15 protein-coding genes and 1 riboswitch are annotated in these 14,486 nt (G+C 51.3%); of the genes, 13 read left to right on the forward strand and 2 right to left on the reverse strand.

The window, feature by feature from the left end; translation table 11 throughout:
- Positions 1–73: 73 nt before the first annotated feature.
- Positions 74–257: riboswitch (cobalamin riboswitch) on the reverse strand.
- 289 nt (positions 258–546) lie between these two features.
- The 13 genes from HNR65_RS12130 (at position 547) to HNR65_RS12190 (ending at position 12,129) form a co-directional block, all read left to right on the forward strand.
- Positions 547–849: a hypothetical protein gene (locus tag HNR65_RS12130; RefSeq protein ID WP_181551783.1), complete on the forward strand. Its 303-nt coding sequence runs from the start codon at positions 547–549 to the stop codon at positions 847–849.
- A 58-nt stretch (positions 850–907) separates the two neighbouring features.
- Positions 908–2,197: a DUF2325 domain-containing protein gene (locus tag HNR65_RS12135; protein ID WP_181551784.1), complete on the forward strand. Its 1,290-nt coding sequence runs from the start codon at positions 908–910 to the stop codon at positions 2,195–2,197.
- Positions 2,198–2,235: 38 nt separating this feature from the next.
- Positions 2,236–2,421, forward strand: a complete 186-nt coding sequence (locus HNR65_RS12140) for a hypothetical protein (RefSeq protein WP_181551785.1) — start codon at positions 2,236–2,238, stop codon at positions 2,419–2,421.
- On the forward strand, positions 2,418–2,813 hold the full coding sequence (locus HNR65_RS12145; protein ID WP_181551786.1) for a hypothetical protein: 396 nt from the start codon (positions 2,418–2,420) through the stop codon (positions 2,811–2,813). The genes HNR65_RS12140 and HNR65_RS12145 overlap by 4 nt, the downstream gene beginning before the upstream one ends.
- Before the next feature lie 164 nt (positions 2,814–2,977).
- Positions 2,978–3,838, forward strand: a complete 861-nt coding sequence (locus HNR65_RS12150) for a DUF4198 domain-containing protein (RefSeq protein WP_232364757.1) — start codon at positions 2,978–2,980, stop codon at positions 3,836–3,838.
- A 41-nt stretch (positions 3,839–3,879) separates the two neighbouring features.
- Positions 3,880–4,797 carry a helix-turn-helix domain-containing protein gene (locus tag HNR65_RS12155; RefSeq protein ID WP_181551787.1) on the forward strand — a complete coding sequence of 306 codons (918 nt, stop codon included), beginning with the start codon at positions 3,880–3,882 and terminating at the stop codon, positions 4,795–4,797.
- A 204-nt stretch (positions 4,798–5,001) separates the two neighbouring features.
- Entirely contained in the window at positions 5,002–6,840 is a 1,839-nt protein-coding gene (locus HNR65_RS12160) for a TonB-dependent receptor plug domain-containing protein (protein ID WP_181551788.1), read from the forward strand.
- A gap of 80 nt (positions 6,841–6,920) precedes the next feature.
- Positions 6,921–7,715, forward strand: a complete 795-nt coding sequence (locus HNR65_RS12165) for a DUF3450 domain-containing protein (protein WP_181551789.1) — start codon at positions 6,921–6,923, stop codon at positions 7,713–7,715.
- Positions 7,716–7,741: 26 nt separating this feature from the next.
- A complete protein-coding gene (locus HNR65_RS12170) occupies positions 7,742–9,151 on the forward strand; it encodes a MotA/TolQ/ExbB proton channel family protein (RefSeq protein ID WP_181551790.1) in 1,410 nt (469 codons plus the stop codon).
- Positions 9,152–9,161: 10 nt separating this feature from the next.
- On the forward strand, positions 9,162–9,764 hold the full coding sequence (locus tag HNR65_RS12175; RefSeq protein ID WP_181551791.1) for a MotA/TolQ/ExbB proton channel family protein: 603 nt from the start codon (positions 9,162–9,164) through the stop codon (positions 9,762–9,764).
- The gene (locus HNR65_RS12180) at positions 9,761–10,180 is read left to right on the forward strand and encodes an ExbD/TolR family protein (protein ID WP_181551792.1); all 420 of its coding nucleotides are present in this window, start codon (positions 9,761–9,763) and stop codon (positions 10,178–10,180) included. The genes HNR65_RS12175 and HNR65_RS12180 overlap by 4 nt, the downstream gene beginning before the upstream one ends.
- Positions 10,181–10,185: 5 nt before the next feature.
- Positions 10,186–10,881, forward strand: a complete 696-nt coding sequence (locus tag HNR65_RS12185; protein WP_181551793.1) for an energy transducer TonB — start codon at positions 10,186–10,188, stop codon at positions 10,879–10,881.
- Between the two features lie 48 nt (positions 10,882–10,929).
- Entirely contained in the window at positions 10,930–12,129 is a 1,200-nt protein-coding gene (locus HNR65_RS12190; protein WP_181551794.1) for a tetratricopeptide repeat protein, read from the forward strand.
- A 99-nt stretch (positions 12,130–12,228) separates the two neighbouring features.
- Here HNR65_RS12190 and HNR65_RS12195 read toward each other — a convergent pair whose 3' ends face one another.
- Both HNR65_RS12195 and HNR65_RS12200 read right to left on the reverse strand, forming a co-directional pair.
- Complete coding sequence (locus HNR65_RS12195; protein WP_181551795.1) at positions 12,229–13,263, reverse strand: DUF933 domain-containing protein; 1,035 nt, start codon at positions 13,261–13,263, stop codon at positions 12,229–12,231.
- Positions 13,260–14,084, reverse strand: coding sequence for a TatD family hydrolase (locus HNR65_RS12200; RefSeq protein ID WP_181551796.1), 825 nt, complete (start codon positions 14,082–14,084; stop codon positions 13,260–13,262). The genes HNR65_RS12195 and HNR65_RS12200 overlap by 4 nt, the downstream gene beginning before the upstream one ends.
- Positions 14,085–14,486 lie beyond the last annotated feature (402 nt).

The raw sequence follows: 14,486 nt of genomic DNA on the forward strand, positions 1-14,486 counted from the left end.
TCGAAACAAATCGATCCGGGATTTCCCTTTTTTATCCGCAGATGACGCGGGACACGACGCTGTCCTCGCGGTCGTGTTCCTTACTGCTCAGGCAGGTCTTCTGACTCTCGGATCATCCTACCGGCTGCACCTTCCCGGCATGATTGGCCAGTGGTGTTTTGCAGCTTTCGTCCCCGATCACAGCGGCGGGCCCGTCCCCGATTCACACGGGGTTCCCTGTTAGGCTCTGTTAGAGCACCTGGGCAGATAAAATTTATGGTTTAAAGCCTAATCAAACCGGAACAGCACTGTCAAGCATAAAAATAAAGCATTTAAAAAAAGCTTGACACGAATTTAAAACAGCATTATTAGATAGGTAAAATATAAATAGAAATCTAAAACAAAATATGTTTGCCCGACATAATTTTGGGATTTCAGGGCAGAAATTGTCAATGCGCTTTCATTTCAGTGAGACACAGAAACGCCTGGAAGCTGTATGACGACAGACGGGTCTTTTTTTTGCGCTAAAATTAGAAGTATAAAACAAAAGAAGGATTGTCGAATAATATGAAAGCAAACAGAAACGAATTGATAAATGCCGTTGGCGAGAGCGTTCAGGAACTGCAATGTTGTATTGACAGGCATCGCCGCTTGGTTGCCGCCGTGCTTGAGCAAGGAGCGGATAAGCCTGGCGTCGGCCATTTTTCCCGGCTTTTGGAAGTTCATTCCTCCCGGGAACGGGAGAAGAAGTTAAAAACCGCCATACGGGATGCCATTGAGGATCTTGAGCAAAGTCGGAAATCCTTTAAATCAAAACAGCTGGAATCATTGCGCAAAAAGTTGACACAGGTTCTGGCGGATATGGATTAGTCATCAGCGGCATCATTTCAGAATATTTTGAACATTTTTCCAGGAAAGGATTGAAAAAATGCCCATTAATGAAAAATTCCGCGAGCCGGGGGAAACCAGGCACAGTGCTGAGAACAGATCTGAAACCAAGCCCAATGGCCGACTGCGATTCTGGGAATTTGACGGTTTTTTGACCTGTCCGGTGGCAGAAATATGTCTGACGCGGTCCGAACAAAAGCAGGTGCTGAAAAAATCCGGTTTGTCATTCAATAAAAAATCCGCCTTTGAAATTCATGAAGCGATAGTGGCCAGTTCAGACAGTGAAAATAAGCTTTCCCGAAAAGTGGAGAATTTGCTTTTCCGTAAGTTTAAAAAGGATTCAGAAAGTTTTGAATCCCTGGACCCAAAGGAATTAATGCAGAAATGGCGGGATCTGTTTAAAACCGGTGATTATCAGGTGATTCTGTGGGAGATCGCTTCAAGGCCGGGCTTTCCGGCTGAATTTAGGCGTGAGGTTTTTGGTAACATCCATATGGCCATGCATAAAAATGCTGAAGATCAGGTCGGGTTAAAATGGCAGCTGGCAGAGCGGGAAAAGAGCATGAAAGGTTTGCAGGAAAGCCTCCGAAAGGCAAGAAAGGCCCGGCGGGCCCTGGAAAAAGAAAAAGAACGGTTGTCTGTTGAGAAGGCATCCTTGGAAAGGCGGGTCAGGGCCTCGGAGCAGGAGCAGTCAAGATTGCAACAATTTGTTGCCGAAATTTCGGAGCAAGACTTTATCGCTGAAGTCAAAAGGGACAATGACCGTCTTCGGGTCAGGGTGGCTGAGCTTGAAGCGCTGACCCGGGCAAAGGATCAGGAGATGACAAGTCTGCGGGAGCAAAATACTTCAGTAGCCAGCAAGCTGGAAAAACAACGGGATGCCAACAACCGGCTCAAAACAGAAATTGAAGGCATGATGGCACGCTTGTCTGCATTTCATGACTGTGACCGGGATTGTCCTGTTTATGACTTATGCAATAAACGGATTTTGATGGTCGGGGGTATTACCCGGATGAAATCGCTTTACCGAAAGCTTGTCGAAGGCAGAAATGGTTTATTTGAACATCATGACGGGTCTGTCAAAAACGGCGCAAAAAATTTGGAAGGGCAGTTTAAGCGTTCGGATATGATTGTTTGCCCGGTCAGCTGCAATAGCCATAATGCCTGTTCTCTTGTCAAAAAACTGGGCAAAAAATATCAGAAACCGGTTTTCATGCTGCCCAATTCAAGTCTGAATGCCGTTGCCGAGGCGATTTGGAATCAATCCCAATCAAATGCCGAACCCGCTGATTTCAATGCTGTGGCCAGAACCGCAAAAAACAGTGCCTGAATGAAGGCCCAAAAAATAAATTCAAAAAAGGGAAAGATATGGAAAAAGAAATCCGTCAAGGCGATTGTCTTTTTGACCGTGATGCGCAAAAAGCATTGAGGCGCAGGGAATTGGGCATGATCAACATGAAGTCCAGGCTGATGGGCGGCAAATCGTTGCATGAAGAAATTCAGGAAAGACTGGAGCAGCGTTTGCGTTCAGGCCGGGAGGGGGCAGGAAAATGAGCGCCGGTTTTGCCATCCGGTATCGGCAGATCGCCGGTGATTTATATGTGCAGCCGTCAGGGGTGTTGGACGGATCTTCCGCCTGTGAACTGGTGAACCTGATTGCGGATAAATATGACGGCAAGGGCCGTGTTTTTATTGAAACCTGTAGTTTGTGCGATATTTGCCCGTTTGGCAGGGACGCATTGAGGTGCCGCCTGATGCTGAGCCGGCTGCCCCTGGCCCGGCTTTTTTTCACGGGAGCCGCCGGTTTTGTCATAGCTCCTGAAAAATGCAGGGTTCTGGCCTGTTTGGAATCAAAAGAGTTGAGCCGGTTTGCAGTTCGGGCAAGGGGGTTGAGGGGTTTTCGAAAAAAGGAAAAAAACGTTGACAAAAATTTTTTGCCGGATTAATTAGAAACTTCTTTTTTAATTAGACAAGTCTAATTGATGATGTTTTGTTTTACGGTCTTCGGATTGATGAATCGCGAAGAAAGTGAAGGCACAACAAAAGATGCAGTTTGTTTATGCGTCGGGTTGGGCCTTTTTTTTGTTTCATTTCAACAAAGGATGCAAAAATGGTTAAAATGCTGAGTCGGAAAAAAGTGTATGCATTGATGGGTTTGCTTACGGTGTTTTTGCTGCAGCCGGTCCTGCCGTCTGATGCTTACGGCCATTCCCTGTTTATTCAATCCAGCCGGTACCATGTCCATGCCGGGAAAGTCTCCCCGCTTTTTTTCTGCTATGGGCATCATATTCCCGTAGATGACGGCGTGCGCGCGGAAAAATTAAAATCAGTGCGTGTATATACGCCTGCCGGTGATATCCGGAAAATCAAAATCCGCAATGAAACCTGCCTTCATTCGTACATGGTGGATTATGACGGGCCGGGCACTTATGTGCTTGCCGCTGAGACCAATCCCGGCTTTTATACGGTTTATATGGATGAAAAAGGTCGTGAACGGCATACCATCAAGCCCAAAAGCGCGATTATTGACAGATCAGGGGAAATCAAGCTCAGTCTTTACAGCAAGCAGTACGCCAAAACCTATGTGACCTGTGAAAAATCTTCGTCCGATTTCCCGGGGCGCATCGGCCAGAATCTTGAATTGGTCCCTGTCCGCGATATCTCCGGGCTCAAGGCGGGCGATGACCTGGAGCTGAAAGTTTATTTTAAGGGGAAGCCATATACCGGGCCCGGGACCTGGAATGCCACTTACAACGGATTTTCCACGCGTTCGGAGGATTATTATTATTCAAAGACTGCCGTGTCCGGTGATACGATTCGCATTCCCATTCCCCGCTCAGGCCGCTGGTTTGTGCGGTATTCTGTCAAGGTTGATGCCGAGGGCGCAGACCGGGAAAAGTACTTACAGGAAAAGCAGACGGCCACTTTGGTTTTTCAAATTCCCGGTGAAGTGAAAAATCCCGGTAAATGAGGGGGAATATTTTGTTGCCAAATGCGATGGATCCCATATCGATGACCATGCAAGCTGATAAAAAAGGCCAATACGGGCTTCCGGATCGGACCATCTGGTCTGATCCGGATATCCGGATTGTTCATATGGCATCATCGGTTTTTTCCGGACAGTCACCGGAGCATGATCATTCCGACTGCATTTGTCTGTTTTTTTGTCTGTGTGGAAAAATTCGGGTCAGGGCTGTATTTGAAGGGCAGGTACGGGATTTTTGGGTTCCGGATAACTGCTGCCATTTTCACTGTTCCCCCAATGGCTGCAGGCTGGAATGCGAAGGCGACAAAAAAAGCTGCCAGGGGCTTATGGTCACTGTCGGCCGGTGCTTGCTGACCCGAGTGATTGCGGAAGAAAACGCTGCCTGGATTTATGAAAGAATAGGGGCTGACCAGGTGTTTGCGCATCAGCAGATCCTTCCGATGACTTCCGGCATGCGGTCGGTGGTCAATGAGATTCTTCATTCCGATTTTGCCAAAGGTCCGGTTCATCTGTTTTATTTGGCCAAGATCCTGGAGCTTATCTGTAATATCGTTGCCATTGATGAGTTAACCCCGTTCAATGAGAGCAGCCCGTCAAACGTGCAGATCATCCAAAAATCCATCGCCTGCATGGAAGAAGCTATGGATAACCCGCCTTCAATCGTGGAACTGGCCGGCCGGGCAGGGGTCAGTGCCTCCAAGCTCAAACAGCTGTTTCCCCATATTTGCGGCACGACCCCTTATGCGTATCTGCGCAGGCTGAGGATGGAAAAAGCGATTTCGCTTCTGCGCCAGGGTGAAATGAATGTGACTGAAGTGGCTTATGCGGTGGGCTATGACAGCATTAGTCATTTCAGCAAGTTGTTTTACCAATACCACGGAATGCGTCCCTCCCGGGTTCGCCGGCAAGCCTGTACAATGATGCAGTCCGGTCCGGAAAAATAACAAGCTTTCAGCCTTCTTAAAAAATGGGCTTTGTCTTTTCCCGGTTGCCAAAGGAAAAATCCGCCCTGGCCTGAAACGTTAATTTTCTGGCCTGAATCGTTAGCAACGAAAATTGATTTAGTGTTATCTAACTTATTTAGCGGGTTAAAATTAAAGGCTTTATTTTATTTCAGTTTAGTTAATCTATTAAAGGAGTTTGTTTCAATGGGATATAGCCAATTGCGATGGTTGCGGTCAGGGATCGGTTTGCTGCTGGTTTGCATGTTAAGCGCCGGTCAGGCAGTGGCCGGAGAAGATGTCATACAGGCCGGCAATGTGGTGGTCACCGCGACCAAGACCGATCATCTCATAGAGGATGTGCCGGTTAAAACCGAGGTGATTACCCGCCGGGAAATTGAAGACAGGAAGCTCAAGACGCTGCAGGAGGCACTGGAACATTTGCCCGGTCTCAGGGTTGATATGGACAGCGGGTCATGGGGCGACAAGGGCAAGGTCAGCATCAGAGGCATGGAGTCCAGGCATGTGCTGATCCTGGTGGATGGTCACCGTATTTATGGCGGCCATGATGCATCCGTGGATTTACAGTCTTATCCAACGGAAATGATCGAACGAATCGAGGTGGTCAAGGGGCCTGGCTCCGCCCTTTACGGAAGCGAGGCAATGGGCGGGGTAATCAATGTCATCACGCGCAAGGCAGAAGACGGAAAGGACTTTTCCGCATCTGCGGCTGCAGGCAGTCGAAACCGGCGGATCATGGAAGCCACCGGCAGCTGGAAAAGCAACGGCATGGGATCCGTCCTGAGTTATACTTCTAAGCATTCAGACGGCGTTGATCCGGATTATGATCAATACAAGGAGCATGCGATTCAGGGGACACTTCGTTATGATTTGTCGCCCCGGGCGGAGATCAGCCTGAAACCCTATTTTTCCGAACACCGGATGGACTATGAGGACCGGATCCAGCAGCGCGTGGGCGTAAACCCGTCCTGGCAATGGAAGCCGGATAATTTGTCAACGCTTCGGCTATGGGGTTCATGGTTTAGATATGATCATGAAAGCAGCGATGAGCAAACCGGTGAAACAGCAACCGAATATGCCCATGACATGTATGAAACAGAAATCAATTACAGTCGTTTGTTTTCCGGCCGTCACCTTTTGACGCTGGGGTCGCAGTTTGAGCGTGAAGAGCGCGATGATAAAATAAAGGAATACGAAGCGGAAGAAGATGTGCTGAGTTTTTTTGTTTCAGATGAAATCGATTTCAACCCGTTGGTGCTGGTGCTCGGGGTGCGGGTGGACGAGCATGACGAGTGGGGATCCGAGGTCACGCCGAAGTTCAGCATTGCCTATCGGGTAAGCGATGCCGTCAAGCTCCGCAGTTCCGTGGGCCGGGGGGTTAACGCGCCAACGCTGAGCAAGCTTTACGGTCAGTGGCGCATGGGGCCCTACGCGGTTCAGCCCAATCCCGATTTGGAGCCGGAAGAATCCTGGGGCTATGACATGGGTGCGGACTGGAACCCGACCAAAAATATTTCCCTGTCAGCTACTTTGTTTCAAAATGAGGTGGATAACCTGATTGTTTCCCGCAGTATCCGTCAGGGAGCACCTCCCTGGGATCTGGTATGGGAAAATGTGGAAAAAGCCCGGATCCGTGGGGTGGAAGTCAGTACTGCCATCGTTATCACCGACGATTTGACGGCGGATTTTGCCTATACATATTTGGATACGGAAAATCTGGATACGGGCATGGAGTTGGGAGAGCGGCCAATGCATCAGGTCAGCATGCGTCTGGGCTATTTCTGGCGGCAATACGGCATTTCAGCTTTTTTGGAAGGCCAATACCGGGGTCGCCGATATGCAGATGAGGACAATGAAGAACGCCTGGATGAATATGCGGTTTTTGATATCGTCTTAAACAAGGATTTCGGAGATCATTACCAGGGGTTTGTGCGGGTGGATAATATCTTGAACAAAAAAGACGTTACAGATGCCTATGATGTTGATGGCACTGAATTTTTGGCCGGTGTGCAAATGAATTTCTAGAATCGGCTGAAAAACATCTGCAGTGTTTTTTTAAAGCCATTTGCCCGATAGCGCAAAAAGTAAGAGGCGGCAATTAAAAAATGAAAGCACATGAGAAAAAATCAATTATTCGCCCGGGCCGGTGCTGCGGGTACTTTTTGGTGTTGCTTGTGCTCATGGCCGGGGTTGTCCCGGCCGGGCAAAACCCGCTGGATATTTACCAGACAGCGGAAAAGGAAATCGCAGAACGCCAAAAAATGCAGCAGCACGAGGAGCAATGGACTGAGCGGAAGCAGTCATTGAAGAGGCGTTACCAGGAGCTTGAGTCCCAAATACAAACCATGGAGACACGGAAAGATCGTTTGTCCGATAAACTTGATCTGCGAAGACAGAAGGTGAACGGCATGGAGCAGACCATTGTGGAATCAGACCGGGTCAAAAAAGAGCTTCAGTCCACCCTGGAAGGTATCGCCGCCCGACTGGATCGATTTGTGGAAAACGACCTGCCTTTTCTGATAGACGAGCGCTCCCAACGGATCAAGGCATTGAAAACCTGTTTGATTGATCCGGATGTGCCGCTTGCCGAAAAAACCCGGCGAACGTTTGAGGCCCTGCAGGTGGAACTGGATTACGGGCGCCGCCTGGAAACAAGCGGGCAAACCGTGGATATAGACAACCGGGAGATGGCCGTGGATGTGTTGCGGGTCGGCAGGCTTTCCCTTTTTTGCCGGACCGCTGACGGAAGCACAACAGGCCGGTATGTGCCGGCTCAGCAGAGCTGGCAGCTGCTGGGGGAAAAATACGATTCAGCCATATCAGCGGCCATGGAAGTGGCCGCTCAGCGGTCCCCGGTGAAAATGATCAATTTGCCTCTGGGCAGACTGGAGGTAGAATGAAACGCTGTTGGCCGTGGGTGGCAGCGATGGCTGCCGTTTTTTGGTGCGGGTTGGTGGGATTTTCCGGTGCCGCAGACATGCGGGCTGTTTCCCGGAAGGTGGATTTCGATTATAAGGCGGCGCAGTCGGAATTCAAAAAGCGAAAACAGGCAATTTTTCAAAACCGCAAGCGCCTGGAAAATGCAGTTGCCAGGGCTGAAAAGCAAGTCGAAACCCTTGAGTCCGATATCAGCGCGATGGACGCGGAATATGACCGGTTAGGTATAAAAAAAAAGGAGCTGGCCGGGAAGGTGAACCGGCTGGAAACCGGCATGAATGCGTATGCCGGGGTTTTGCGGGAGACTGCGGGTGATTTGTTTCCGGTGATATCCGGGTCGCATTTCAGCGCCCGCAAGCCTGACAGGGATCAGGTGCTGACCGGCATCCTGGATACGGATCAGTTTCCGGGCATTGCATCTGTCAAGGCCCTGGCCGGCCTGATATTTGAGGAAATGGAAAAAACCGGGCAGGTGGAAACCTTTCAGGGGAGTTTCCTCGGCCGCGATGGACGGATTCAAAAAGCCACCCTGTTAACTGTTGGTCCGTTTTCGGCGGCTTATACAACACCGGATGAAACCGGGTTGCTGCGTTATTCAGAGGCGCACCAAACGTTTAAGGCCATTTCCGCTCTGCCGGGGCGGGGTATGCGGCGGAATCTGGAAAAATATATGCACGGCAAGGCCGAGTCGGTTTATCTGGACCCCTCCGGGGGTTCGGCATTAAAACGGATTTCCCATCGTTCCACTTTTATGGAAAAAATAAAAAAAGGCGGATTTTTGGTGTGGCCGATTTTGGGCATCGGGGTGCTGGCCGTGTTTATTGTCATTGAACGGCTGGTTTTTCTGCATCGTGTGCATGCCAATGCAGACCGGATGATGGGAGACTTCAACAAACTCGCTGCAAATGCCGATTGGATGGGGTGTCAGAAGCTGCTTGAGTCCAAAAAAGGGCGGCCGGTATACAATGTCTTGATGGCCGGATTTGAAGCCGTGGACCAGAACCGGGAGAATCTGGAAAATATTCTTCAGGGGGCCATTTTAAAAGAACTTCCCAGGCTGGAGCGTTTCCTGCCGGCGCTTAATGTAATGGCTGCTGTATCGCCCCTTATTGGATTGCTGGGTACGGTAACAGGCATGATCGGCACATTTCACGTGATCACACTTTATGGAACAGGGGATCCGCGCCTGATGTCCGGGGGGATATCAGAGGCCCTGGTGACGACGATGCTGGGCCTTGCCGTGGCCATTCCCGTGATGCTTTTCCACGCCTTTCTCCGGCGGCGGATCGAGCACATTGTCGGTGATATGGAAGAAAAGTCCGTGACCTTAAGCAATATTATCTGCAGAAACGGCCGGGTGGGCTGCGTTGAATCCGGTATGTCCGTCAGCCGGGAATAAGGTGGCATGCATGAACTGCTTTATTGATGCCATGCATTATTTCCGCCAGGGCGGGCTGGTTATGTTTTTTCTGCTGGCAATATCCCTGTGGGTATGGGGATTGATTGCCGAGCGCATTTATTTTTTTTTGAAAAACAGCGGCCGCGCCATGCGGCCCGAATTGGCTGTGAGCATGGTTTCCGGTTCCATGCCGGCCCCATCCGGCACCGCCATGGATGTCTGTGCAGAACTGGCGGTTCACTTCCGCAGGTATTGCTGCGGCAATCCGGACCTGGATTCCAAAATTCTTGAGGAGCACTGGCTGCGTCAGAAAAAACGGATTCACCAGGGACTTTCCCTGGTGGCGGCCCTGGCTGCTGCCGCCCCGCTGCTTGGACTTTTTGGAACCGTTTTGGGGATAATCGACACTTTTGGCGTTATTTCCGTATTTGGGACCGGCAATGCAAAAGCCCTTGCCGGGGGCATATCCAAAGCCCTGGTTTCCACTCATTGCGGCTTGCTGGTCGGTATTCCGGCGCTGTTGATGTATGTGCTGCTTCAACAGCAGGCGCGGCTGCTGGAAGCTCGGCTCAAAGAAACCCGTATTGTTTTGAAAAGGAATTTTACGGCATGATCAATGCGCGACAGTCGCTGCGTTACAGTGAATCCGGTGAAGGGATTAATATCACCCCGCTGATAGATTTAATTTTTCTTTTACTGATTTTTTTTATGGTCACGACCAGTTTTGTCAAAGAAACCGGGCTGGATGTGGACCGGCCCACTGCTGCCACCGCCCGGGACAAAAAAGAGGCAAACATCATGATCGGCGTTGGCGAAGACGGCCGAATCTTTATGGATCATGAGCCGATAGACATCCGGATGGTCCGGCCGCATGTGGAAAACGCCATGGCCGAGCACCCCAGGGCTGCAGCAGTGATTGTTGCGGACAGAAAAAGTGACACAGGCCTTGTCATTGAGGTTCTGGATCAGTGCCGCCTGGCCGGGGCCAATAATGTCAGTATCGCTGCCAGGCGACAAAAAGGATCCTAGATTCTATGGCAGAGAAAACAAGGCAATATGCTTTTGTGGTCCTGGTGCTGCTGGGCGTAAACCTGTTTTTATTCGTGGTGTTTCCCCATTATATCATCCAGCAGCAATCGGCTGAAAAAAATCCGGAATTGATGGCGGATTTTGGCGCTTTGCAGGTGCTCAACACCGATGCTCCGGATCAGGAAGCCAAACCGTCTGAATCCGAAAATCAGCCGGAGCCAAACGCCCCTGTCAGTGATGACAAGGCCGACCCGATCGACATTCCGGATCAGGTTGTCCACCATCGCGCGCGGATCCCTGAAATCGAGGCCATGGAATTGGACTCGGCGGCCCGGGCCGCTGCCGGGCCGAAGATCTCTGAGCCTTTGACATTGTCCGGAATCAGGGCTCCGTCATTTGAAGGAAAGTTTGACCAGACTGAAGTGGATACAGTGCCCATGGCAACTGCCAAAATGCATCCGGCTTATCCTTATCAGGCCAAACGGTTGAACCTCAGTGGTGAAGTCAGGGTAAAGTTTCTGGTAACCAGGGATGGAACCGTATCTCAAGTGGAGATCATTTCTGCAGAGCCAAAAGAGATTTTCAACAAAAGCGTGATCAGAGCCGTTTCCTCATGGCGTTTCAGGCCCGGAAAGATTGACGGAAAAGCTGTGGATACCTGGATGGAGACGAGTATTATTTTTAATATCAACGAGATGTGATGGTGCGGCAAAAAGTTCATGCCAGGGCATCAAGGGAAGTATTTGGTGATGAGCAGGGCAGCGGGAAAGTTTTTAATGGGTTTGTTTCTGGTGCAGATTTTGGGGTTGTTTGCCGCCAATTTACCCGTGGCTGCGCAAGCCCGGGAGACTCCGCAGTCCCGGGTTGAACAGCAGGCGCTTTACGAGGCGGCTCAGGCGGTTGAAAACAAACAATACGCAGAAGCCGAACAGATATTGACAAACTGTATAAGCCGGCGGCAGGCAAAAACCGGTTACCGTGTTTTTTTGCAGCTGGGCAATGTATACGCTGTTGCGCAAAAGCCGCGAAAAGCGCTTGCCAGCTATAAGAAAGCGGTTTCCTGTAATGATCAGGATCCGGCTGTATGGCAGAATATGGGCAAGGCATGTTTTGACCTGGAACGATTTTCCGCGGCCGGCGATTATTTGGAACGCGCCTGGCAGCTGCAGGCGGAAAAATCGCCGGATGTTTTGTTCCAGGCGGCCGGCTGCCGTATGATGGCAGGGCAGGCAGGAAAAGCCTATGATCTGCTTGAAAGATTGTGTACAGGTGATCCGGAAAATGTTCGTTTAGAATGGCTGCAGTCATTTGCGCAAGTCTGCATGGCGCTTGATAAGGGGCAGGAGGCCAGACAGGCGGTTTATCGCCTTTTGGCGCGTCAGCCGGAAAAACCGCAATGGTGGAAGATGCTTGCCAATGTCGATATAAGAGCGGACAATTACGATAAGGCCGCTGCTGCCTTTAAGGTTCACAATCAGCTGGTTGCCCCCCGCAAAGAAGACGTGCTCCGGCTGGGGGATCTTTATATGGCTGCAGGCGTGCCGGCAAAGGCGGCAGACCAGTATGAAATTTTGCTTCAACAGGACCCGGCCGCCCGGCAGTATGAAAAAGCGGCTTCGGCCTATCTGGCTGCCTGCCGTCCGGAAAAAGCAGCCGCCATATTAAAACAGGCCGTTGAACGAACGCCTGAGCCCCGTCTTTGGCATATGCTAGGCAGTATCCTTTATAATCAGGACAAACCGGAACAAGCCTATGGCGCCTTTCAAAAAAGCTACGGCCTGAATTCAGACAAGGGCGATTCCGCCCTTATGATGGGCTACAGCGCGTTAAAAGCCGGTTTGGTTCATGAAGCTGTTGATGCTTTTGAAAAAGCGGCAAAATTCAAAAATCAGCAGCAAGCGGCCACAGCGGGTCTCAATGCAGCCCGAAGTCTTGCTGATGCCCCGTGATCAGGTGTGCTGTAGGATTGATTTGGCGCAAATCCGCTGCTGCCATGGCTGAATTTTTATTGCAGCATTGCTGCTTCTTCAATGATGCTTTAATGCCTTTTACACATTGAACCGGAAATTGATGATATCCCCGTCCGCCACTTCATAGGTTTTGCCTTCAAGGCGCAGGGTGGCGTTTTTTTTGGCTGCTGCCATGGAGCCGGCGGCCATCAGGTCCTCGTAGGAGACCACTTCCGCGCGGATAAAGCCTTTCTGGATATCTGAGTGGATGGCCCCGGCGGCTTCCAGTGCCGGAGTTCCCCGGCCGATGGTCCAGGCGCGCACCTCGTCTTCGCCCACGGTAAAAAAGGAGATCAGGCCCAGGATTTTGTATGATGCCCGGATTACCCGGTCTGTTGCCGGGGCCGCGATGTTGAACTCTTCGAGCAGTTCCGCGGCCTCCTGCTTTGACATCTGGGCCAGTTCATGTTCGAGCTTGCCCCGGATGACCCGGCAGGTCTCTGTCTGCGGGATTTGGCCCGCAGCCGGAAGGGCCTCGTCTTCGTCCGCGTTGTTGAAAAGTACCAAAGCGGGTTTGGCCGACATGAGCCCGTAGCCGCGCAAAAGCCTGGATTGGCCGATTTCCGGCATGTGCCGCAGGGGCGTTTCCTGCTCCAGGGCGTTTTTGCACTGCTCCAGCAGGGCCTGTTCCTTCTTGTCCACGGGCCGGCCCTTTTTGGCATCCAGGGCCATGCGTTCCAGGCGTTTTTCCACCACGCTGAGATCGGTCTGCATGAGTTCCTGGTCCAGAAGCAAAAAGTCATTTTCCAGGTCCGGGGCTTCCATGCCGTATGCGGCAAAGTTTCGCACAACGTGGATCAGTGCATCAGTGTCGCGCACCGCGCGCATCAGGGCGCTGTCTTCGCTGCCGGCTTTTTTCTGCTCGCCTTTTCCGGGCAGCAGATATTCCACCTGGGCGTAGATGGTTTTTTGGGGCCGGTACATCTCACTTAAGATGTCAATGCGCTGGTCAGGCACGTGGATGGTTCCGATGCGGGTTTCGGTGCGGCCGCCGGTGGCGGCAAAATCCCGGGCCAGGGCTTCAAAAACCGTGGTTTTGCCGGAGCCGGCCAGGCCGATGATTCCTATTTTCATTGGAGGTTTTCCTTTTTGACGGATTGAATTGCCGGGCCTGCATCATTGATGTCAAACAACCGGCTGGTGTTGTCCCACAAAACCCGGGCCAGATCCCGGGCATCGGTGTTTCTCACCTCTGCCAGTTTTGTCAGCACCCGCTTGACAAATGCCGGTTCATTGCGCCGGGTGTGGTTTTTTTCCGGTGCCGGGGTCAGGTAAGGGGCGTCGGTTTCAATCAGCAGGCGGTCTTCCGGGATGGCCGCCGCCATTTGCCGCAGGGCCGCACCCCTTTTGGAAATGGTGAGAATGCCGGTAATGCCGATGTAAAAGCCCATGTTCAGGTACTGGTGAAGTTCGTCTGAAGTGCCGGAAAAGCAGTGCACCACCCCCTGGATGCCTTTGGGCGCCCGGGTACGGATGAGTTCGGCAAACCGGCCCTGGCTGTCGCGCTCATGAAAGATCAGGGGCAGGCCCAATTCAGCAGCAGTTTCCATCTGGTGCACAAACCATTTTTCCTGAATGTCTGCGGGCGCATACATCCGGTTGAAATCCAGGCCGGTCTCGCCCCAGGCCTTGACTTTCGGGTTCCGGGCCATTTCTTTTAAGGCAGCCAGGGTCTTTTCGCTGCATGCGGCCGCGTCATGGGGATGGATGCCCACCGAGGCGTAGCAGCCTTCATGGGCTTCTGCGATCTCTATGGCCTGTTTGCAGGTTTTTTGGGTGATGCCGACGATCATCATTTTCCGGACCCCGGCTTCCCGGGCGTTTTCAATGACTGCGCCGCGGTCTTTATCATAGGCCCTGTCGTTTAAATGACAGTGGCTGTCAAAAATATTCAATGGTTTTTCCTTGAAATCATCGCTGGTTTGCGTGAAATGATAAAAAAACGTATGTATCACCTGAAGCCGGGTCAATCAAGGAAATGATGGCACCGGAAAAGTCCAATATCTGCGTTACGCGCGATTTCTCAGAATTTCACGTACGAATAAGTACGCTGCATTCTTCGAAATCGCACAAGCCTTGATCTTGAACTTTTACGGCGCCATCTGAAATCAGACTTCCAAGGAAGTCCAAGGGCGGGGTCGGTTTGTAAGCGACATTGAGCGTTTACGGGAACCTCCGTAAACGGTCAGGAGCGAAAAAACTGACCCTGGCCACAGGGCTTCCTTCCTGACAAACAGCGGGCGCGGTAAAAAGCTTTTTACGAGCGCATTAAGGAAATCGTGGGCACAACCGGTTGT

This window comes from Desulfosalsimonas propionicica (genome assembly GCF_013761005.1).
GTDB classification, from domain to species: domain Bacteria; phylum Desulfobacterota; class Desulfobacteria; order Desulfobacterales; family Desulfosalsimonadaceae; genus Desulfosalsimonas; species Desulfosalsimonas propionicica.